Raw genomic sequence first — 21,691 nt, forward strand, 5'->3', positions numbered from 1 at the left:
ATCTGCATCAGATACGGGGCACTTCTTCACCGGCCTTGCGCTGGGCAGCGCGGCAGGCGGCGGCGGTGAACAGTACGTCGGTGGAGGAGTTGAGGGCGGTCTCGGTCGAATCCTGAATCACGCCGATCACATAGCCCACGCCCACAACCTGCATGGCCACATCGTTAGAGATGCCGAACAGGCTGCAGGCCAGCGGAATCAGCAGCAGCGAGCCACCGGCAACGCCTGAGGCGCCGCAGGCGCTGATGGACGCCAGCACGCACAGCAAGATGGCGGTGGGAATATCCACTGCAATATTCAGTGTGTGAGCGGCGGCCAGCGACAGCACGCTGATGGTGATGGCCGCCCCTGCCATGTTGATGGTGGCGCCCAGTGGGATGGAGATGCTGTAGGTGTCTTCGTCAAGCTTGAGCTTTTCAGCCAGAGCCAGATTGACGGGGATATTGGCCGCCGAGCTGCGGGTGAAGAAGGCCGTGACAGCACTTTCGCGCAGGCAGGTCAGAACCAGTGGGTAGGGGTTGCGGCGGGTCTGGGTCCAGACGATGATGGGGTTGACCACTAGTGCCACAAACAGCATGCAGCCCACCAGAACGATCAGCAGGTGCGCATAGTCCTTGAGGGCATCCAGACCCCCTTCAGAGAAGGTAGCAACGACCAGACCGAAGATACCGAAAGGTGCCAGTCGAATAATGCCCTGAATGATGCGGGTGATGCCCTTGCCCAGATCATCCAGCACGGTGCGCGTGACTTCATTGGCGTGGCGCAGCGCAACACCCAGCGCAATGGCCCAGGCCAGAATGCCGATGTAATTGGCCTGCAGCAAGGCGTTGACGGGGTTGTCGAACGCGCTTTTGAGTACATTCATCAGTACCGTGCTGATGGCGCCGGGCACACCCTGCGCGGCAGGTGCTTCACGAAAGTGAATGACCGAGGGGAACAGCATGCTGGCAGCAACGCCCACGCAGGCCGCAGCCAGTGTGCCAATCAGGTACAGCCAGATGACGGGCTTGATCTGCGTCTCCTGGCCGGGGCGGTGGTTGCTGATGGCGGCAATCACCAGCAGAAACACCAGTATCGGTGCGACGGCCTTGAGGGCTGATATGAACAGCGTGCCCAAGAGGGAGGCAGGCTGGGCCGCAGCAGGCGCGAGCCAAGCCACGAGTCCGCCCAGAACCAGGGCAATCACAATCTGTAGCACCAGACTGGTGCGGTTAAGCCTGTCGAGCAAAGCGTTGAGCATGCTGAGTATTTATTGTGGAAGGGGTGAGTGGGGGCACGGGCAAATCTCGCCATGCATACACATGGTGAAGAAGGTGGCCTGCCGTTTTCGTGGTCAGAGGCGCTGGTCTGTGCCTGCGCAGCGGGACGATCTCAGCGCGTCATGTAAAGACTTGCACCCGGCAAAAACATGGCAGGTACTGCTTGATGAGTGGCGGCTTCGCCCTTAGGGGGCGCAGTGTAGCGGCAATAAAAAAACACAGCAGCCAGCCCAGGCATGGCCCTGCGCGATCCATGCTTGATGAAAAGGCCGGGATAATGTGGCCCTATGTCGTCCCCCAAAGTTCTTTTCGGCTTTCACGCCGTCGGCGTGCGTCTGAAGACCGCCCCCCAATCCATCGTCGAAGTCTATTTCGAGTCCTCGCGCCGCGATGCGCGCATGCGCCAGTTTCTGGACCGTGCGAAGGAAGCCGGCGTTCGCCTGATCGAAGCCGATTCCCTGCGTATCGCCAAGCTGGCTGGCTCGCATGGTCATCAGGGCGTCGCTGCACGCGTGGAAGAAATCAAGGACACGCGTACGCTCAATGAGCTGCTGGAAGATCTTGAGGCCGACGGCGTCAAGGCGCCTTTGCTGCTGGTACTCGACGGCGTGACCGACCCCCACAATCTGGGCGCCTGCCTGCGTGTGGCCGATGGCGCCGGCGTGCACGCCGTGATCGCCCCCAAGGACCATGCGGCTGGCATCAACGCCACTGTGGCCAAGGTGGCCAGCGGCGCGGCTGAGACTGTGCCTTACTTCATGGTCACTAATCTGGCCCGCACCCTGAAAGAACTCAAGGATCGCGGTGTCTGGATCATTGGTACCAGCGGCGATGCCGACAAGCACCTCTACCAGGTGGACCTGACTGGCCCTACGGCGCTGGTGCTGGGTGCTGAAGGTGATGGTATGCGTCAGCTCACCCGCAAGACTTGCGACGCGCTGGTCAGCATCCCCATGCAGGGTGCGGTGGAAAGCCTGAATGTGTCCGTGGCCAGCGGTGTTTGCCTGTACGAGGCTCTGCGCCAGCGTGTGGCAGCTGGTGCTGTGGCTGTTGGTGGTGCTGCCGGTACAGCCAAGATCTGATTCCCGCCTCGGCTTTAAGCCAGACAGGCGCCTTCTGCTAAAGCAGAGGCGCCTTTTTCATGGCTATTTATGAGTGATTGAGCTTGCGCTTTCAGGCTGGTTTCAGGCCGGTGACTGGTCAAATGGGGACTCGGCCGGGTCTGCGCGATTCGCATCCAGCAGGTCTTGCACTGTGCGAGCCAGCAAATCCATGTCCAGCGGCTTGGGCAGGGCCACGCAGTCGCTGGCATCTGGCCGTTCGGTGGGGGCTGCGCCGGTTGTGAAGACGATGGGGATGCGCCGCTCCTCCAGCCTGAGCTTTTCCTGCATCTGCGCAACGCTCATCAGGCCGGGAACCTGATCGGAGGCAATGATGAGATCCACCTTCATGCCGTTGCTGATGTAGCGCAGCGCGACTTCAGGCTGGTAGGCCGTGACGACCCCATAGCCCTGTTCATACAGGCGCTGAGCCATGGCGTTGCGGGTGTCCAGGTCGGGTTCTATGAGCAATATCGCCGCCTGCTTGCCTTCAGCGCTGCTCTCGTGCGAGTCTGGTGATGCAGGCAGAGGCTGGGCACGGGGAAAATAAAGGCTGACGGTGGTGCCCAGACCCGGAGTGCTTTCCACCTCAATCAAGCCGTGGACATGGTCTATGAAATTTTTCACCATGGGCAGGCCCAGACCCGCACCTTTACCCTCGGGCTTGGTGGTGAAGAACATGTCAAAGACGCGGGCGAGCACCTCTTCGTTCATGCCCATGCCGTTATCGGCCACGCTGACCATCACATACTCACCCGCATGGCTGGGGCGCTTGAGCAGCACGTTTTCCATTGCCAACGTGATCTGGCCGTGCGCTTCGGTCGCATCGCGTGCGTTGATGCAGAGGTTGATCAACGAATTTTCAAAATACAGCCTGTCCACGCTGATGGGCCAGACGCTGGCGGCGATATGCAGTTGCAGGCCTGCGTTCTGCCCCACGGCCTTGGTCAGCAGGGGCTCCAGATCATGGACTAGCGCACGCGGATCGGCGGCGGCTAGCTGCATTGATTTGCGGCTACTGAATCCGGTCAAATTCGAGGCCAGACTGCCAGCTTTCTGAATGGTGTCGAGAATCACATCCACATGCTCGCGCTGCTCGGGCTCGGCCAGATGCTTTTCCAGCAGACCAGCATGCAGGCCGGTGATGAAGAGCAGGTTCTTCATGTCATGCACGACGCCGGCCGAGAGCTGGTTCACCATGCTCATCTTCTGCGCCTGTGCCAGATAGGTCTCGGATTGCTCCAGCGCCCGCTGCTTGAGCATCAGCTGGTGGTTGAGCGTTGTGACCTGATCGCGAAGCCGATTCTCGGACTGCCGCAGGCCATCAATGCTGAGGTTGGCACCGACCCAGTACAGCGTTTGCCCTGCATCGTTCTTGACGGGCGAGAGCGAGGCAAAAAACCAGTGGTAATCACCGCCGTGCTGCTTGATGCGCAGCCGGTAGCCCGTCGACTTCTCCGTGATCAGCGCGCGTGACAAACCGGTGTTGACGGTGGCCAGATCATCGGGGTGAACGATATCGATCCAGATACCTTCATTCAGATTCAAGGTCTGCACTTGCCCGTAGGCATATTCATGCAGGGCGCGGTTAAACCAGGTCAGCTCGCCGTGCGGCGTTGCAATCCAGACCTGGTAAGGCAGGTGGTCCAAAAAGGCTTCAAAGTGGTTGGCATGGCCAAGTCCCAGCTCTAGTTCGGGCTGGTTGAGGGTGACTGAGGGCGGCAGCACATAACACTGCACGGCATCAAGGCCCGCATCGCCATGAACCGGGGAAAAGTGCCAGCACCCGGTGGTGCCGGGTAATGCGGTGCTGACGTCTTGCCCCGTTTCAATGCATTGGGCAATGGCCTGCCTAGCCTGTGTAAATATTTGCAGTTTAAAGGGGGTGGGCAGGCGGCAGAGCTGCAGGTGACGCTGCAAGGCCGGGTTGCTAAAGCTTAAATCCAACGTTTGGGCATCAACAAGTCCCCATGCCAAGGCAGCTGGCATCATGGCTTGCTGAAGTGCGAAAAGTCGCCCCGATTCGTTCATGTGCTGGTTGGTTGCAATTTCTAGCAATGTAAGGTCTCGCAGTGAACTTTAAGTATTTCACGTTGCTTCTTGATTTTTAAGGACTTCCCCTTGGTTCAAGCACTTATTGACAATTCTTCAACGTGGGCGAGTTCCATTGCAACCGTACGCCAGTGGATTCACGAGGCGCCGCACGTGGCCGTTTTGACGGGGGCCGGCGTCAGCGCCGAATCGGGAGTGCCGACTTTCAGAGACGACACCAGTGGTTACTGGGCGAAGTTCAAGCCCGAAGAAATGGCCAGCGAGGCGGGGTATCGCAAGGACCCGCCCTATGTCTGGCGCTGGTATGAGCACAGACGTGCGCAGATCGCCGGTGTGCAGCCCAACGTCGGGCATCTGGCACTGGCGCAATGGGCGCAGCAGCATCCCGGGCGAATGACCCTGATTACACAGAACGTGGATGGCCTGCATCAGCAGGCGGGCAGCCGCGATGTACTGAGTCTGCATGGCGAGCTGAGAAAAAACCGCTGGCTGAACCGCCGTTGCGCCCAGTGTGATCTGGACAACCCCGCGCCGGGTGAGCCGCCCCATTGCCCTGCATGTGGCAACTTGCTGCGCCCCGCGGTGGTGTGGTTTGGGGAGTCCTTGCCCGGCGCTACCTGGGCAAAGGCAGAGCAGGCGGCTGAAGAGTGCCAGCTGATGCTGGTGGTGGGCACCTCGGGGGCGGTCTATCCCGCAGCGGGTCTGGCAAAGATTGCGCGTCGCACGGATTCACGCGTGGTCATCATCAACCCCCATGCGAGCGAGCTGGACTCTGTGGCCGATCATCTCATCGCCATGCCGTCTGCGCAGGTGTTGCCTTTGCTGTTTTCAAGTCTTGAACTTTGATGGGTTTGCATCAAATTGATAGCTGCTAGCGCTTTATCCATAAGCGCTAGTGGCCTGTTTTGCTTTGATTTTCACACCCAATGCAGCGCACCCAGCAGGGCACCGCCGCCCAGCAGCCACAGCAGATGAATGCGTGTGCGCCAGACCATCAGCGTGCACACAAGGCTCAGCAGCCACAGCTTCCAGTCCTTTTGCCACTGACCGCTGGCGCTGCCTAGCAGCCAGCCTGTGGCCAGCAGCAGGCCAATTACCAGCGGTGCCATGCCTTGCTTGAAGGCGCGCACGCCGCGCTTGTCACGGTTGCGCTGACCCCAGCGCGACGCTTGCCAGGTCAGTAGCGAGCTTGGCAACAAGATGCCCACCATGCTGATGGTCACGCCCAGTGCGCCCAAGGTCCATGCTTGAGGGCCGCTGCCGCCGCCAGCGTTCAGTCCCACATTCCAGCCCAGCAGGGCAATGAACAGCACATTCGGGCCGGGTGCGGCCTGTGCAATGGCGATGGAGCTGGTGAACTGTGTTTCGGTCAGCCAGTGATTGCCGTCGACCAGATAGCGGTGCATATCGGGTGCAGCCGTAATCGCGCCGCCCACGGCCATCAGCGACAGCGTCAGAAAATAAACCAGCAGGTGTAGCCAGTCCATGGCCGTCAGGTGAATGAGCAAGTTGTTCATGTCAGCCTCCGGTATGTCAGCACGCAGCCCGTGCCGCCCACCAAAACCAGAGCCCAGAACAGCGGCAGACGCAGCACGGCCACCAGCACAAAGGCGGCAATGGCCAGGCCTGCGCAATACCATTTGCCCAGCGGATGCTTGCGCAGTGTGCCCGCCAGCTTGAGGCCCATGCCCGCCACCAGCCCGGCGGCCACGGCGCCCATACCGCGCAGCGCCCCGGCAACAGCCGGGTTGCCTGCAAACTGCGCATAGACCAGGGTGAGGCTGATGACCACCAGCATGGGAAAGGCCAGCATGCCGCACAGCCCCACCAGCACGCCGCGCCAGCCAAAGTAGCGCTCGCCCAGCATGATGGAGAGGTTGACCACATTGGGGCCGGGCATGATCTGGGCCACGGCCCAGTCCTCCATGAATTCCTCGTTGCTCAGCCACTGGCGCTTTTCGACCAGCTCGCGCTGCACCACGGCCAGTACGCCGCCAAAGCCCTGCAGGGCCAGAAAGGTCAGCGACCAGAACAGTTCGCGCAGGTGACGAGGTCGAGGGCGCTCGTTCAGTAAGGCGGAAGGAGGTGTAGGGCCAAGGCTCATGCGTGCAACTATTGATATATGTGCATGCAATCAGCACATATTGCTATCAATTATGAATTGCTTGATGCTTTCTGAACATGCCTTGGCGGCTATATCAGCTATCAGTTGCACTCATACCGCCTTGCACAAGGCAGATGGCTGCGCAGTCAGTACGGTGGTAATGATGGAGGGTTGCTTGTAAGCAGATTTGGACTTGCTAGCCGGTGGTCTGTTTGAGGCTTTGCTGGTAACAATCGAGGGATTCGAGCAAGCACCCATACAGCTCATCTGTGGCCATGGAGTTGAGCACCTGGGTTTTCATCTTTTCGGAATAGCACTCAAAGTGCTTTTCTAATTTTTCTCGCAGTTCTGGGCGAAGCGCTTCAATCAAGGCCAAGTTAAGCGCTTCGAGAGCCAGAAGCTGCGCCTTCATTTTTTTGATCTCGCTGCTCTGATTTCCTAAAAAATCCATGAAGCCTCCCTGATGACTGGAGCTGCATCTTACGGGCTGTAACAGGCAGGCGAGTCAGAGTTTACGAGGCGTCGCTCGTCACTTTTTCATGAAATTCTTGGATGCGTTTTTCTCTTCAAGTGGTTGCAGCTCCCATTTTGATAGCTGTTCCTGCAACTGACGAGCCTGCTTGATGTCGATTCGCTTGGCGGTAATCTTGGCGATGCATTCGAGCTTGTTCAAGTCTTTGGCCGTCAGATTTTCATCGGCGCCCTGACTGAAGCAGCACAGCGTGCCGTAGATCTTTCCACTGGCCAGCACGATGGGCGTGCTGATGTGCGCGCCAACGCGAAACGGCGTGACGGGCAGCAGAGGGAAGGCTGGGTGTGTGGCAGCGTCGTTGACAAGACTGGGCAGGCGACCATCGAGCACGCACTGGCAAAATGACTCTTCCAGCGGGCCGCCGCCGCCGGTGGCAATCAGCTCTTTGCCCACTGCGGTATCTACATGCTTGAACATGCGTTGACCGTTGCGAATTTCGGAGACAAAAATCACCTCCATGGACAGATGCTGGCGCAGGTCGTGCAAGACCTGACGCACATTTTCATCAATCAGTTCATCACTCTGGTCGGCGGTGGCCAGCAGCAACTCGCTGACCTGAACCTCCAATGCCTCTGGTGCGTAATCCCAATTGTGAATAGCCATCTCTCAAACCTCGGACTGCGTTACAAAAACCAGACCATTGTTGCCGAACACCTTCAACCGACTCATTAACAAGACGTAAGAATTTTGGCTAAAAGCAGGCTCGGCGCAGCACCGGTTTCAGGGCTTCAGGATTTTTCGGCAGCTTGGCTGGCAGGTGAATCGACAGGCGATTCGGCGGGTGTTTGTGCATTGCTGGCCGACTGAATCAAGGTCTGTACTTGGCCGTGCAAAGCAGCAGGCACGGCAATCAGCTCCATGCCCAGTACGCGGGCCATTTCCTGCAGGGTGGAAAAGCGCGGGTCCACATCGCCGGTTTCCGTGCGCTGCACCGCCATGCGCGACAAGCCAGCGCGCTCGGCCAAGTCGGCCTGGGTGATGCGGGCGGCCTTGCGGGTCTGGGCCAGGGTGGTAATGAGTTCAGAGATCATGCGTATGAATGTACGCTTTTTGCGTGCCCTGAAATGCCTGCCAAGCTGAAAAATCGACGTGCATGGACATGACGCCTGCATAGTGTGCGAGCATGATCGTGCCCAATACAACCATAGGAGTGCGCAATTGGACTGGATCGCTGCCCAGCTCGGTCATGAAAACGTCAAGCTCTGGCTATCCGCCACTTGGTCGCTCTATGTCGTCGTGGTGGGCGTCTGGATCTTGCTGCAGCGCAGCCAGCCGATTGCCACGCTGAGCTGGCTGCTGTCCATGGCGGCCTTGCCGGTCGTCGGACTGGTGGTCTATTACTACTTCGGGCCTCAGCGCATGAAGCGCCAGCGCATCAAGCGATTGCGCTCCCGAAAGCGCTCGCGTGTGCGCAACAGCATGCAAAAACTGCGCGAGCGCATACCAGCCCAGCAGGAGCGCCTGCGGCAAGTGGCACGGCTGGTGGGCATGACCAGCGATTTTCCTGTGAGCACGGCCACGTCCATGAAGCTGCTGGTGGGCGGTGCAGCCACCTTTGATGCCATTACCGATGCCGTGCGCGCCGCGCGTCACCATGTGCATCTGGAGTACTACATCTACGAGCCCGACCACACGGGCACAGCGCTGCGCGATCTGCTGATCGAAAAGGCCAAGGCCGGCGTGCAGGTTCGACTTCTCGTCGATGCGCTGGGCTCCAAAAAACTGGGGCGAACATTTCTGAAACCGCTGCAGCAGGCTGGGGCTGAGGTGCTGCGCTTTCATGATGCCAAGATAGGGCGGCGGCTGCGGCCTGTGGTCAACTTTCGCACCCACCGCAAGATTCTGATCTGTGATGGCAAGGTGGGCTTTACCGGTGGCGTGAACGTGACCGACGAGGAGAACGAACGCATCCGCGCGGACGCTTATCACGACGTGCACATCCGGGTGGAGGGCTCCGTCGTCAGCTGGCTGCAGACGGTGTTTCTGGAAGACTGGGCATACACGCTGGGCAAAGACCCGTACAAGCTGCCTAAAACACTGGATGACTTGCTGCCCGATTGCGAGGATGGCTCCATCCCCATGCAGGTCGTCACCTCCGGCCCCGACGATCAGCTCGATGCGATTTACCGCGCCTACTTGGCGGCCATCAACGCGGCCCAGCAGCGCATCTGGCTGACCACGCCTTACTTTGTGCCGACTGAAGGAGCGCTGTCCGCGCTGACCAACGCTGCGCTGCGCGGGGTGGATGTGCGGATTCTGGTGCCCAAAAAGTCCGATTCCGTCTTTGTGACTGCCGCTGCACGCTCCTATTTTGATGAGCTGATCCGCTGCGGAGTGCACATCTATGAATATGACGCCAGCATGCTGCACTCCAAAACGCTGGTGGTCGATGACAACATGGCCATGATTGGTACGGCCAATTTTGACTACCGCAGCTTCTTTCTGAACTACGAGGTTTGTGTGATTGGCTACGGGCCTGAACTCAACCAGGCACTGGACAAGCAATTTTTGGCGGATCTGGCTCAGGCCAGTGCCGTTCAATACCGCAGCGAAAAAGGCCTCCGCCGCCGCCTGTTTGGCTCTATCGCGCGACTGACTTCACCGCTTTTGTAATGAGACATCGTGAATAATTTTGTAGAACCTCTGGCGCTATGGCGCCTGAAAGACTGGCTGCATGCGCACCCGCGCCTGTTGGTTATTGGCGGCGCAGGCTGCAGCACGGAAGTCGGCATCCCCGACTACCGCGACCAGAGCGGGCAGTGGAAGCGCCCGCAACCCGTCACCTATCAGGCCTTTATGGGCGACATGCTGGTTCGCCAGCGCTACTGGGCACGCTCCATGCTGGGCTGGCGCGTCATGGGGCAGGCGCAGCCCGGAGCAGCCCACAAAGCGCTGGCGCTGATGGAGCAGCAAGGCCGACTTGAGCTGTTGATTACCCAGAATGTGGATGGCCTGCATGAAGCGGCGGGCAGCCAGCACACCGTAGATTTGCATGGCCGCATCGGCACCGTGCTTTGCACCGACTGCGGCCACCGCTTTGCGCGGGCTGAACTGCAGCAGCAATTGCTGGCCTTGAACCCCGCATGGGCCCAGCTGTATGCCGCACCTGCGCCGGATGGGGATGCCGATCTTGAGGGGCAGGACTTCAGCCAGTTTGTGGTACCCAGCTGCCCGCATTGCGGCACGGGCCTTATCAAGCCTGATGTGGTGTTTTTTGGCGAAACCGTGCCGCGTGACCGCGTGCGGACCTGTATGGACGCCGTGGCCAGCGCCGATGCGATGCTGATCGCAGGCTCCTCGCTCATGGTGTATTCGGGCTACCGCTTTGTGCTGGCTGCGCACGAGCAGGGCAAAAGCATCGTCGCTATCAACCGCGGCGTGACGCGGGCGGATGCGCTGCTGGACTTCAAGGTCGAGGCTGATGTGGGACAGACCTTGATGGCGCTGGCGGCTTACTAAGACCCGAACACAACCATTGAGCAGCCCTTGATACGTCGTTGGAACGCATGGTCGTACTTGCGTACTGCCTGCAGTTTCGCGCCTCGTCTCAAGCGTAAACCTTCGGTTGCTGGGTCATGTGATTTGCTCTGAATGCGGGCTCTGGTAGATGGATTCCTGTTTTGATAGCTGCCAGCGCATTGTTACCAAGCGATTGAGGCCTATTTGATACATTTTCTTGCCAGCCATGGCTTCGCAGGCATACTTTCGCCCCATGGCTCATACCTTCTTCTGGCACGACTACGAAACCTTTGGCGCGCAGCCGCGCTATGACCGCCCGGCACAGTTTGCGGGCATACGCACAGACGATCAGCTCAACGAAATCGGTGAGCCCGTCATGTGGTACTGCCAGCCCGCCAACGACTATCTGCCCGACCCGCAGGCCTGCCTGATTACGGGCATCACGCCCCAGCGAGCGCTGGAAGAGGGCATTCCTGAGCACGAATTTTCTGCACTGATCGAGGGCGAACTGGCCCAGCCCGGCACCGTGGGCGTGGGTTACAACACCATTCGCTTTGACGACGAGATCACGCGCTTCATGTTCTGGCGCAACCTCACCGATCCTTATGCGCGTGAGTGGCAGAACGGCTGCGGCCGCTGGGATTTGCTGGATGTCGTGCGCATGGTCTATGCACTGCGACCCGACGGCATTCAATGGCCCAGCAAAGAAGATGGCACACCCAGCTTCAAGCTCGAAGACCTGGCCCGTGCCAATGGTTTGCTGCATGAGCAGGCCCACGATGCTTTAAGCGATGTGCGCGCCACGATTGCGCTGGCTCGGTTGATTCGCAATCAGCATCCACGCCTGTTCGATTTTGCCTTTGGCCTGCACAAAAAGGACGGCGCGCTGCGCGAGATGGGCCTGCCCGCCACGCAAGAGCATGCCCGCCCCTTCTTGCATGTGACCGGCATGATCAGCCCCGCCCGCGGTTGCATTGGCGTGATGTGGCCGCTGGCCACGCACCCGACGAACAAGAATGAAGTTATCTGCTGGGACCTAGCCGCTGACCCGACAGAACTTGGCGGTATCAGCATCGAAGACCTGCGTTTGCGCATGTTTACCCGTCAGGCGGATCTGCCCGAGGGCGTGACGCGCCTGCCCATCAAGAGCATTCATGTCAACAAATCGCCCATGGTGGTGGGCAGCCTCAAGACGCTGAGCCCCGCCATGGCCGAAAAATGGGGTGTGAACATGGAGCAAGCCCTGCAATATGCAGCCATTGCCCGTGACCTGCCCGACATGAGTGCCCAGTGGAAGGCCGTGTTCACGCGCGAGGCCGGCGAGCCGCTGGACGCCGATCAAGACCTGTACGGTGGCTTTGTCGGCAACGAAGACCGTCGCCGTCTGGAACGCATTAAGCGCCTTTCGCCGCAAGAGCTGGCGCTGGACAAGACCGGCTTTGACGACGCCCGCCTGACTGAGCTGGTCTGGCGCTACCGTGCACGCAACTTCCCCATGACGCTGAACGAGGCCGAGCAGCAGCGCTGGGAGCAGCACCGCGTGGCCTGCCTGATTGAAGGCCAGGGCAGGGCGCGCACGGCTGAGCAGATGTTTGCCATGATCGATGCCCTGTCCGAAACCGCTGACGAGCGCGCCGAAGAGATTCTGGGCGCGCTGTATGACTATGCCGACGGCATCGTGCCCGAGGCCTGAGACCTACTGGGCAGATTACTGCTGAATCAGCGCTTGGGCAGGATGTCCAGTTCTGCCGCCGTGGGCAGGAAGCTGCCGTTCCACACCGCGCGGGACGGCACGGGGTTCTTGGTCGCATAGGCCTTGGAGACCTGTTCGGCCATGGCTTGCAGGCGCTCTGTGCGTAACTGGCCAAAACCTTCGGCGCGGGCACCAGCGCTGTCAATGGCGGTCTCTATAGTCAGTTTCAGGCGTTTGACTTCCAGTGGCGCGTTGACCAGTCCGTCTTTGGCCTTCATGGAGGCAATGGCGGCTTCCGGGCTGGCAATGCCTTCCTTCGCGCCACGGGCAAAGGCTTTGAGGAAGGCGCGCACAGCCTCGGGCTTTTCGGCAATCAGCTTGGGGCTGGCGATGATCACATTGCCGTAGAGTTGCACTCCGTGGGTGGCGTAGGGCAGTACCACCACATCCTCGCGCTTGATGCCACGTGCTTCCAGGTTGAGCAGGCTGGTGAAGGTGTAGCCCGTCACGGCATCCAGATCGCCGCGCGCCAGCATGGTTTCGCGCAGCTGCGGGTCCATGGTGCTCCACTGCACATCGCCCACACCATTGGCTTGCGCAAAGATGGGGAAGGTGCGGCGACCTGCATCAAAAATGGGGGCGCCGAGCTTTTTGCCCGCCAGGTCTGAGGCTTTGCTGATGCCGGATTTTTTGAGCGCCATGACGGACGCCGGTGTGGTGTTGTAGATCACCATGATGGCCACGGGCTTGATGGGCGCATCGGGGTTGTTGGCGTGAAACTCCATCAGCGCCGCCAGATCGGCAAAGCCCAGATCATGCGTGCCAGACGCTACGCGCTGAATGGCGCCTGCGCCGCTGGCCGCTTCCACATTCACATCCAGACCTGCTTGCTTGAAATAGCCTTTTTGCTCGGGATGTACGAAGAGGGCCGCTGGCCCTTCAAAGCGCCAGTCCAGCTGGAATTTGAGAGGCGTTTCTGCCGCCTGAGCGTGGCCCCAGGTCATGGCCATGGCGGCTGCTTGCAGAAAAAATCGTTTGCGCATGAAGCTTCCTTGTGTTGTCGATCGCTGAAGAGATGACAAGCCTGAGCGCAAGATCAATGCCAAGTTGTATACAAAGTGAGCGGGTGTTAGAGCTGCACTGCGCTGGTGCAAATAGGGGCGAGGTTGTGCGGCGCTGGTGCACGGGGCCGGCGTGAAAGGGCTTTTTCGCGTTCTGCGTGCTGGGCATGAATATTGCAGTGAATAGCCCGACAGCGCAGGTAATGCTTGCGCTACGTGCTATTGAATTCATATCAAACCCGTTTCAAGAATGGATAGAAACCGCCATGACAGAGATCGATTTCTCCCTGCTCGACACCTATGCCCGCTACAAGCTGATGGCCAGCCTGATCGTGCCGCGCCCGATTGCGCTGGTCACCACGCTTGGGGCCGATGGAACGGTGAACGCCGCGCCTTTCAGCATGTTCAACATGATGGGAGAGGACCCGCCCGTAGTGATGCTCAGCATCAACAAGGTGCAGGATGCGGCGCAAAAAGACACGGCCAGCAATATCTTGCGTACGGGTGAATTTGTGGTGCACATCACCGACGAGGCCATGGCCGCCGCCATGCACCGCTGTGGCGACCGACTGCCGCCAGAGCACAGCGAGTTGCTGCACACGGGGCTGACGGCTACGCCATCACAAAGCGTGAAGCCGCCGCGTATTGCTGAGGCACCAGTCGCCTTTGAATGCGTGCTGCACGAGACGCTGGAGACGGCAAGTCGCTATGTCTTTATCGGCCGCGTGCAATGGCTGGCCGTGCGCGAAGGGCTGGTGGATACCGAAAAATGGCGCGTGCGTCTGCAAGAGTTCTTCCCCGTGGGGCGCTTTGGTGCCAGCTTTTACGTCAATTGCCGTGATCGCTTCGCGATTGAAGCGCATGAAGGCAGGGCCGCAGCACAGAGCGGTGCGGCAAGCACGGTGATCGACGAGATGTGAGAGGCCTGGAGTCTCTCAGGTCTGACTCAGATTGCGGCGGGCCTGGGCTTCCAGCAACTGGTGAAAGTGCGGCGTGGCGTAAATGGCATCGCGCTGCAAAAAGCTTTGCAGCACCTGCTTGCGCTTGAAGCGATAGACCAGCCGTGGCACCCAGGCGTATTCGGCGGCGACCTGTGCGTCGTACTCGGCAAAGCGCGCCGGGCTGGCACCCAGAATGGCCAGGTCTATGTCAACCAGCAGCTTGGCGTCGGCTTCAATGGATGCCTCGGTAGGTGGCGCAGTGTGGCAGGTGGCCATGATGAGGGCGTGCACACGCTGACAGGTTTCGTCTGTCGCACCGCAGTCCTTGAGCGCCTGCACAGCCCATTGAGCGCTGCGCAGTTCGTTGTCTTGGGCTTTGATGTCGTAGATGGCATCGTGAAACCACAGCGCAATGGCCACTTCGCCAGGGTGCTGGGCTTGCTGCCAGACTGCGTCAAAGTGCGCCAGGCACTCCGTCAGATGCTGCTGGGTGTGATAGTGGCGCTGGGGCTGGGCATAGGCAGCCAGCAAGCGCTGTTGCAGATCAGCGGGTGGCGTCAGGCCGAGGGCTGCCCAACTGCGCAGCCATGAGGACTGAAACAGGGAAGATTGCCGGGTGTCTGGCTCTGTATTCATACGGCGAACCTCTGGAATCCTTTGCAAAAAATCGGCTTGCAGCGCTTGTAAGGATTGGGTTTTAACCAAAAAATTGATAGCAAACCACAATGGCGGCGACCACGCCGGCCAGTTCGGCCACCAGGGCGCAGGGCACGGCGTGGCGGGCGCGCTGTATGCCTACGGCACCAAAGTACACGGCCAGCACGTAGAAGGTGGTTTCGGTGCTGCCCTGAATGGTGGCGGCGACCAGTGCGGCAAAGCTGTCTACGCCCTGGCTTTGCATGGTCTCGATCAGCATGGCGCGGGCGGCGCTGCCTGAGAAGGGTTTGACCAGTGCGGTGGGCAGAGCGTCGACAAAGCGGGCGTCCATGCCCACGGCATGCACCACCCATCGAATGCCTGACAGCGCATATTCCAGCGCCCCCGAGGCGCGAAACACCCCTACGGCGCAGAGCATGGCCACCAGATAAGGCAGCAGGCCTTTGGCTACATCAAAGCCTTCTTTGGCGCCTTCGATAAAACTGTCGTACACAGCGACCTTGCGCCATGCGCCCAGTCCCACAAACAGCACGATCAGCGCAAACAGCGTGAGGTTGCCCATCAGCGATGAAAGATGCGCCAGTGCCGCCGCGCTGAGCGTGGTGAGAAAGGCCATGAAGGCGCCCAGTGCCAGCGCCACCGGCAGCAGATAGGCCAGCACCACGAGGCTGAAGATGGGTAGACGCTGCACTAAAGCGACGCTGAGCAGGCCCACCAATGTGGAGGCCGAGGTGGCCAGCAAGATGGGCAAAAAGACCAGCGTTGGGTCTGCCGCACCTTGCTGCATGCGGTACATGAAGATGGTGACAGGCAGCAGGGTGAGCGACGAGGCGTTGAGCACCAGAAACAGAATCTGCGCATTGGTCGCCGTGTCCGGGCGCGGGTTCAGCTCTTGCAAGGAGCGCATGGCTTTGAGGCCCATGGGCGTGGCAGCGTTATCCAGCCCCAGCCCGTTGGCGGCAAAGTTCAGCGTAATCAGGCCCAGCGCCGGGTGGCCGCGCGGGACCTCGGGCATCAGTTTGGAGAACAGAGGCCCGAGCACCTTGGCAAGCCATTCGACCACGCCCGCTTTTTCAGCAATGCGCAAAAAGCCCAGCCAGAGCGTGAGCGTGCCAAACAGCAACACCATCACCTCGACCGAGAGCTTGGCCATGGAAAACAGGGCCTGCACCATGGCCGAGAAAACATCGGCTTGCCCACCCACCAGCCACTGCGCCAAAGCAGCGACAGCCGCCACCAAGAAAAATCCTAGCCACAAGGCATTGAGCATAAAAGCGCCTGTTTTTGTACTGGCGCTGATTGTGGCGTGAAATCAGGGGTGCGGTGGCACACTGCACCTCTTGCTTACCCGAGGAATGCCATGACTGAAAGCACCCACGCCTTTGGGATGAATGAGCTCAGGGCTCGCTTCAAGCGGGACACTCTGCGTTGATGCAAGCCCAAACCCCGCTCTGGGAGCAGCCCTTTGGCAAAGGGCTTGCCCTGCTGATGAGCATGTTCGCTTTTCTAGGCCTGATGAGTGGCTGGATGTTGCTGGAGGCCGATTTTTCTGACGCTTGGAATTCTGCAGGGCGTATGCCGTGGGCACTGGCGCTGCAGGCCATGCTGGCGCTGAACTCTGCCATGTGCTTCACGCAGGTCTGGCTGCTGTGGACTCGCAACCAGTCGGCCGTGCTGCTGAGCATTCTTTACGGGGCGCTGGGCGTGATCACACAGGCGGGCATGTTCTGGTATGTCGGGCAGAGAGGTCAGTCCGCCGATGCTTTTTCTGTCATCTTCTGGCTGGCAGAGGTGATTTTCTGGTCGGGCATCGTGGCTTATCTGTGCTGGCTCAAGCGCCGGGGCGTGCTGCGTTAGTGGGCATGAACCCCTCTTGGGCACGAAGCCGTGTCAAGAACTGCGCAAGCCACCAGCCTTCAGGGCCGCACAGGTGTATAACCTTGCTTCGAGTTTTTTCTCTGATTTTTGTGCATTTTGCGCAAATCATCCCCCCAATCAACAAGGAATCGCACCCATGGGCGCGCAATGGAAAGCAAAGGGCAAGGCGCTGGTCGCTGATGCCAAGGGCAAGCTGTTTGGCAAGCTGGTCAAGGAAATCATGGTCGCGGCCCGTCTGGGCGGCGGTGACCCCGCAGCCAACTCGCGTCTGCGCATGGCTGTTGAAGCGGCCCGCAAGGCTTCCATGCCCAAGGACACGCTGGACCGCGCCATCAAAAAGGGCTCCGGTGCCGGCGCCGATGCCGTGAACTATTCCACCGTGCTGTTTGAAGGCTATGCTCCTCACCGCGTGCCGGTGATGGTCGAGTGCCTGACCGACAACCCCAACCGCACTGCGCCCAATATGCGCGTGTGCTTCCGCAAGGGCCAGATGAGCGCTGTGGCATGGGATTTTGACCATGTGGGCATGGTTGAAGGCGAAGCCGAAAGCGGTGCGGACGTGGAAATGGCCGCCATTGAAGCAGGCGCTCAAGACTTCGAGCCCGGCGACGACGAGGGCGTGACCCTGTTCATCACCGATATCGCCGATCTGGATGCGGTCAGCAAGGCTCTGCCTGCTCAAGGCATCAAGGTGGTGTCTGTGAAGCTGGGTTACAAGGCCAAGAACCCGGTCAGCATGGCTAGCCTGTCTGCCGAGCAGCAAGAGGAAGTGCAAGATTTTCTGGCTGGTCTGGAAAACGACGACGACGTGCAGCACGTCTTTGTGGGTCTGGTCGACTGATAACGCATTCACCGCGTTTGTAAAAAGGAGCAGTGCTGGCACTGCTCCTTTTTTTATGCCCGCTTGCAACGGGGCTGGGCTGAAGCAGCGCTGAACTTCAAGAAAAAAAGCTTGTAGCTCTTAATGGGTATGCGCTAGCAGCTATCAAAAAAGTAGTTGCTTCGCTGATTCTTCAATGCCAGCAACACTTCATTGGCGGATTTTTATGAAACCAATGAGAATCATTATTGTTTTGAAACTAGAATGAGAGTAATTCTTGTTACGAATACAGATTCGTGACAGTCGTTCTTTTCGCTCTGATTCATGTCCTCCAAGCTCTTCCGCCCAAGCGCTTTTGCCGCTGCTCCTGAACGCGCCACTTCGGCCACTTTTCAGACTTTTCCCCGTTTTTCTCTGAGCCATCTGGCATGGGCAGCGACCTGCATGGTCGCCATGAGCAGCGCACAGGCGCAGAGCGTGGCAGCGGCTGAATCTGTGCAGGAAAAAGAGATGCCCACTGTGCAGGTAGAAGGGGAGCGGATAGATGCCCGTGTCTATAGCCGCGAGGAAATGGATGCCACGCCCGAAGGCAACCGTGACCTGACATCACTGATCAGCGCCAACCCCGCGGTGCGCCTCAATGACAGCATGGGTGGCAATGGCAACCGTGGCTCGCTGGCTCCGGAGCAGTTCTCCATCCATGGCGAAAGCCCGTTTCAAAACCAGTTTCTGATTGACGGCATCAGCGGCACCAACTTCATCAACCCGCAGGAATCGGCTCTGGGGCTGCAGGTGGGGCGCGTGCCCAGCTTTTCGCAGGCCTACAACCTGGATACGGATTTGCTGGAGCAAGTGCGGGTGTATGACAGCCGCGTGCCTGTGGAGTTTGGCAAGTTTCAGGGCGGTGTGGTGGATGCGCGCATCAAGACGCCTGTGGGCAGCAATACGTTTTCCATTAAGCAAAGCTTCAACAGCTCTAATCTGACCCAGCAGCAAATGCCCGAGCGCATGCTCGAGGACTGGGCTAATGGTGAGCCGGGCTATTCATCCGTGTGGAAAAAGCATTTCACCAGCATGCAGGGCGACTTCAAGCTGACGGAAGATACCAGCGCGCTGGTATCTTTCTCCCGACGTGAATCCAAAATTCAACGCCAGGCCAAGGTGCTGGACCCCAGTGCCGGCGTGGCGAATGGCAAGGCCACGCTGCTGCAGACCAATGACGAGTCTGATACCGTGGACAACCTGATGGGCAAGCTGCACACCAATTGGGGTGGCGGCACGCAAACCAATGTGCTGCTGAAATATGCAGACCGTCAGGAAGACCTGGTCTCCAACACCTATGCCAACAGCGCATGGACCAACCGTCAGAAGTCTCTGGGCCTGTCGGGTGACTGGATTCAGCAGCTGGACAGCGGCAAGCTCACTGCCACCCTGGCCGTGGATCAGCAAGACTCGCGACGCGACTCCAGCGGCACTGAATTTACGGTACAGCAATTTGCCGACAAAAGCCTCAGCACCTATAGCTATGGCGGCTATGGTGACGAAATGCTGCGCCAGCGCCAATTCACCGGCAAGCTGCGCATGGACTGGGACAGCTTCAATACCGGCAGCATCAGACATCAGCTATATGCGGGTCTTCAGCTGGAGCGGGTGAACGCCAGCTTCAACCGTGCGCAGGATGTGTATTCCTCCAATGCCACGCTGCAGGCCGACGGCACGCAAAAGTACAACACGCGCACCCGCTATGCGGCCGGAACCGTGGGGCTGGACTACAACAGTCTGGCTGCCTATGTGTCGGACACCATGCAGTGGCGAAACCTCACAATGACGACCGGCCTGCGCGTGGAGCGCGATGAATTTCTGAAAAACACCAACCTGGCACCGCGCACCCGTCTGGACTGGGATGTGGAGGGCAATGGCCAGACCCAGCTGGGTCTGGGCTGGGCGCGTTATTACGGCCAGGACTTGCTGGGCTATGCGCTGAGAGAGGGCAAAAGTGCCTTGCTGACCTATCAGATACGCAATGGCAAGGAAGTGAACATTCCGGGGACTGTGGAGAGCAACCGCTTTGATGGCGTCAAAACCCCTTACTCGGACGAATGGGCGCTGGTGGCCAGTCAGGCCCTGACGCCGAATCTGGAAGCCGGTTTCTCCTATGTGCACCGCAACAGCCGTGATGCACTGACGATGGAAGGCAGCTCGACCTCCGGCTATTACTACAGCAATAAGGCGGGTGCCAAGGTCGACACTGTCATTCTGAGCCTGCGCAGCACCAAGCCCTGGATCGCGGCAGGTGCGGCATGGAATGGCCGTGTGGACTTCAGCTGGCAAGACAAAAAAACCAATTACGACAGCACGCAAGGCTGGGAGGCCGAAGGCCTTGCCCCCGACGATGTGATTGAAGTCAATGGCGTGCAGATGCTGCGCAAAGACAAGCCCGCAAGCCAGTTCTATGTGCCGCGTGAGCTGGCGGTGAGCTTTAGCGGGCGCTGGGCAAGCACGGGCGTCACCTGGGGCAATCGCCTGAAGTGGAAGAGCAGTCGCTCCAGTCTTGCGTACATGGGCACGGTGAAAGGCCTTGAACGTTACAGCGAGCAGCGCATGGCCTCCTATGCCACCTGGGACACCTCGGTGAGCTACAAGCCCACACAGATCAAGGGTCTGACGCTGAGCGTGGACGTTCTCAACGTACTGAACAAACAGGTGCCGATCGCCTTCGCCAGCGCAGCGGCTGCCAACAACACCCGCTGGCAAACGGGCCGTGAAATCTGGCTGACTGCAGGCTACCAGTTTTGAATATAAAACCACTCAAGCGCTTACAGAATAAGCGCTTGCAGCTATCAAAATCAAGAATTTCTGACCGATGAAAAACCGTCTAGCCAACAGGCCGGCCGCTGGCTTGCGCACCGCTCTTGCGGCTTGCGCCATGCTGCTGCTCATGCCCTGCGCCATGGCGCAAAACACCCATATCGAAGCCGACGCCACCACCCGTCTGGCCAAGACACGTGAGCCAGACACAGCCCTAGGGCGACTGCTGCAGCCCGTGGACAACCGTGGCTTTGAATGCGGCAAGGCCGATGGCTGGGATGACGCTTGCCTGAAGGCGCGCTACCAGGGCCAACCAGCGCATTGGCCCCGCCCGGTGATTGATATGGGCAAGAACTGGACGGAGATGTCTGCGGTCCCCGCGGTGCAGCCACCGGCAGATGCCAAGGCCCGCGCCAAGCTGGAGCTGGGCACGGCGCTGTTTTTTGATGCTGGCCTGTCGCGCAAGGGTGGAGTGTCTTGCGCCAGCTGCCATCAGGCGGGCAAGTCCTTCAGCGACGGGCTGGCGCAGGCCGTGGGCGAAGACAAACTCATGGGCCGCCGCCGCGCCCAGACCCTGTTTGCCGCGCCATTTGCATCGCACCTGTTCTGGGATGGGCGCGCGGCATCGCTGGAGGAACAAGCCAAAGGCTCTATCACCAATACTTTTGAGATGAACAACACGCTGGCGGCAGCGGTGGCGCATGTGAACTCACAGCACCACTACCGCAAGATGTCCCGCCAAATCTGGGGGCGAGACAAGCTGACTACGGACCAGATGGTGACAGCCATCTCAACTTTTGTGCGCACCATTCGCCCGCCCACCACGAAGGCCGATGCGGTGATTGCCGGGGAGACTGCGCTGCTCAACGACCAGCAATTGCTGGGCCTGCATATGTTTCGCACCAAGGCCCGCTGCATGAATTGCCACAGCGGCCCCTTGCTGACGGATAACGAATTCCACGATCTGGGTTTGTCATCCTATGGTCGCCGTAATCAGGACCTGGGCCGCTTTGAAGCCACGCGCAACAAGGCCGATCTGGGCCAGTTCCGCGTTCCCAGCCTGCGCGGTGTGAGCCAGGCTGGGCCGTGGATGCACAACGGGCAGTTCGGCAATCTGCCGGGGCTGCTGCGCCTGTACAACGTGGGCATGGGTGCTGTGGGAGGCGATCCTGAGCAGGATTCGTATGTGCCGCCCAAGTCGGCGCATATCAAGGCGTTGAACCTGAATGCGCAGGAGATTGATGCCTTGGTTGAGTGGCTGAAAATTTTATAGCGGGTGGCGCTTGATGGGTAAAGAGTTGGGCGGGTTTTGGCTGGTGCTGATTGA

General features: G+C 59.5%; 20 protein-coding genes. 10 read left to right on the forward strand and 10 right to left on the reverse strand.

What is annotated here, in order from left to right:
* Positions 1–7: 7 nt before the first annotated feature.
* Positions 8–1,240, reverse strand: coding sequence for a serine/threonine transporter SstT (sstT, locus tag RSF91_RS13785; protein ID WP_332568951.1), 1,233 nt, complete (start codon positions 1,238–1,240; stop codon positions 8–10).
* Between the two features lie 306 nt (positions 1,241–1,546).
* Here sstT and rlmB point away from each other — a divergent pair, with 306 nt between their 5' ends.
* Positions 1,547–2,341: a 23S rRNA (guanosine(2251)-2'-O)-methyltransferase RlmB gene (gene rlmB, locus RSF91_RS13790; RefSeq protein ID WP_332568952.1), complete on the forward strand. Its 795-nt coding sequence runs from the start codon at positions 1,547–1,549 to the stop codon at positions 2,339–2,341.
* A gap of 102 nt (positions 2,342–2,443) precedes the next feature.
* Here rlmB and RSF91_RS13795 read toward each other — a convergent pair whose 3' ends face one another.
* Entirely contained in the window at positions 2,444–4,279 is a 1,836-nt protein-coding gene (locus RSF91_RS13795) for a hybrid sensor histidine kinase/response regulator (protein ID WP_332568953.1), read from the reverse strand.
* A gap of 201 nt (positions 4,280–4,480) precedes the next feature.
* Here RSF91_RS13795 and RSF91_RS13800 point away from each other — a divergent pair, with 201 nt between their 5' ends.
* Positions 4,481–5,257 (forward strand): SIR2 family NAD-dependent protein deacylase, encoded by a 777-nt coding sequence (locus RSF91_RS13800; RefSeq protein ID WP_332568954.1) that lies wholly within the window; start codon positions 4,481–4,483, stop codon positions 5,255–5,257.
* A gap of 71 nt (positions 5,258–5,328) precedes the next feature.
* On the opposite strand, the gene RSF91_RS13805 is transcribed toward RSF91_RS13800, so the two are convergent.
* The 5 genes from RSF91_RS13805 to RSF91_RS13825 all read right to left on the reverse strand — a co-directional run bounded on the left by RSF91_RS13805 (position 5,329) and on the right by RSF91_RS13825 (position 8,078).
* A complete protein-coding gene (locus RSF91_RS13805) occupies positions 5,329–5,928 on the reverse strand; it encodes a chromate transporter (RefSeq protein ID WP_332568955.1) in 600 nt (199 codons plus the stop codon).
* The gene (locus tag RSF91_RS13810; RefSeq protein WP_332568956.1) at positions 5,925–6,515 is read right to left on the reverse strand and encodes a chromate transporter; all 591 of its coding nucleotides are present in this window, start codon (positions 6,513–6,515) and stop codon (positions 5,925–5,927) included. The genes RSF91_RS13805 and RSF91_RS13810 overlap by 4 nt, the downstream gene beginning before the upstream one ends.
* A gap of 196 nt (positions 6,516–6,711) precedes the next feature.
* On the reverse strand, positions 6,712–6,966 hold the full coding sequence (locus RSF91_RS13815; RefSeq protein WP_332568957.1) for a hypothetical protein: 255 nt from the start codon (positions 6,964–6,966) through the stop codon (positions 6,712–6,714).
* Positions 6,967–7,044: 78 nt separating this feature from the next.
* Complete coding sequence (locus RSF91_RS13820; protein WP_332568958.1) at positions 7,045–7,650, reverse strand: GAF domain-containing protein; 606 nt, start codon at positions 7,648–7,650, stop codon at positions 7,045–7,047.
* Between the two features lie 125 nt (positions 7,651–7,775).
* On the reverse strand, positions 7,776–8,078 hold the full coding sequence (locus RSF91_RS13825; protein WP_332568959.1) for a helix-turn-helix domain-containing protein: 303 nt from the start codon (positions 8,076–8,078) through the stop codon (positions 7,776–7,778).
* Between the two features lie 127 nt (positions 8,079–8,205).
* On the opposite strand from RSF91_RS13825, the gene cls reads away from it, so the two are divergent.
* The 3 genes from cls (at position 8,206) to sbcB (ending at position 12,199) form a co-directional block, all read left to right on the forward strand.
* Positions 8,206–9,660 carry a cardiolipin synthase gene (cls, locus tag RSF91_RS13830; RefSeq protein ID WP_332568960.1) on the forward strand — a complete coding sequence of 485 codons (1,455 nt, stop codon included), beginning with the start codon at positions 8,206–8,208 and terminating at the stop codon, positions 9,658–9,660.
* A gap of 9 nt (positions 9,661–9,669) precedes the next feature.
* Positions 9,670–10,506: an NAD-dependent protein deacetylase gene (locus RSF91_RS13835; protein ID WP_332568961.1), complete on the forward strand. Its 837-nt coding sequence runs from the start codon at positions 9,670–9,672 to the stop codon at positions 10,504–10,506.
* A gap of 253 nt (positions 10,507–10,759) precedes the next feature.
* On the forward strand, positions 10,760–12,199 hold the full coding sequence (sbcB, locus tag RSF91_RS13840) for an exodeoxyribonuclease I (protein WP_332568982.1): 1,440 nt from the start codon (positions 10,760–10,762) through the stop codon (positions 12,197–12,199).
* 26 nt (positions 12,200–12,225) lie between these two features.
* On the opposite strand, the gene RSF91_RS13845 is transcribed toward sbcB, so the two are convergent.
* Positions 12,226–13,242, reverse strand: coding sequence for an ABC transporter substrate-binding protein (locus RSF91_RS13845; RefSeq protein WP_332568962.1), 1,017 nt, complete (start codon positions 13,240–13,242; stop codon positions 12,226–12,228).
* A 284-nt stretch (positions 13,243–13,526) separates the two neighbouring features.
* On the opposite strand from RSF91_RS13845, the gene RSF91_RS13850 reads away from it, so the two are divergent.
* Positions 13,527–14,180: a flavin reductase family protein gene (locus RSF91_RS13850; protein ID WP_332568963.1), complete on the forward strand. Its 654-nt coding sequence runs from the start codon at positions 13,527–13,529 to the stop codon at positions 14,178–14,180.
* 15 nt (positions 14,181–14,195) lie between these two features.
* On the opposite strand, the gene RSF91_RS13855 is transcribed toward RSF91_RS13850, so the two are convergent.
* Both RSF91_RS13855 and RSF91_RS13860 read right to left on the reverse strand, forming a co-directional pair.
* The gene (locus RSF91_RS13855) at positions 14,196–14,837 is read right to left on the reverse strand and encodes an HD domain-containing protein (protein WP_332568964.1); all 642 of its coding nucleotides are present in this window, start codon (positions 14,835–14,837) and stop codon (positions 14,196–14,198) included.
* Between the two features lie 61 nt (positions 14,838–14,898).
* On the reverse strand, positions 14,899–16,128 hold the full coding sequence (locus tag RSF91_RS13860; protein ID WP_332568965.1) for a nucleoside recognition domain-containing protein: 1,230 nt from the start codon (positions 16,126–16,128) through the stop codon (positions 14,899–14,901).
* Positions 16,129–16,289: 161 nt separating this feature from the next.
* On the opposite strand from RSF91_RS13860, the gene RSF91_RS13865 reads away from it, so the two are divergent.
* The 4 genes from RSF91_RS13865 to RSF91_RS13880 all read left to right on the forward strand — a co-directional run bounded on the left by RSF91_RS13865 (position 16,290) and on the right by RSF91_RS13880 (position 21,637).
* Positions 16,290–16,715: a virulence factor MviN gene (locus tag RSF91_RS13865; protein WP_332568966.1), complete on the forward strand. Its 426-nt coding sequence runs from the start codon at positions 16,290–16,292 to the stop codon at positions 16,713–16,715.
* A gap of 157 nt (positions 16,716–16,872) precedes the next feature.
* Positions 16,873–17,577 (forward strand): YebC/PmpR family DNA-binding transcriptional regulator, encoded by a 705-nt coding sequence (locus RSF91_RS13870; protein ID WP_332568967.1) that lies wholly within the window; start codon positions 16,873–16,875, stop codon positions 17,575–17,577.
* A gap of 303 nt (positions 17,578–17,880) precedes the next feature.
* Positions 17,881–20,352, forward strand: a complete 2,472-nt coding sequence (locus RSF91_RS13875) for a TonB-dependent receptor (protein WP_332568968.1) — start codon at positions 17,881–17,883, stop codon at positions 20,350–20,352.
* A gap of 67 nt (positions 20,353–20,419) precedes the next feature.
* Positions 20,420–21,637: a cytochrome-c peroxidase gene (locus tag RSF91_RS13880; protein WP_332568969.1), complete on the forward strand. Its 1,218-nt coding sequence runs from the start codon at positions 20,420–20,422 to the stop codon at positions 21,635–21,637.
* Positions 21,638–21,691 lie beyond the last annotated feature (54 nt).

Source organism: Comamonas sp., assembly GCF_036643215.1.
Classification (GTDB): domain Bacteria; phylum Pseudomonadota; class Gammaproteobacteria; order Burkholderiales; family Burkholderiaceae_C; genus Comamonas.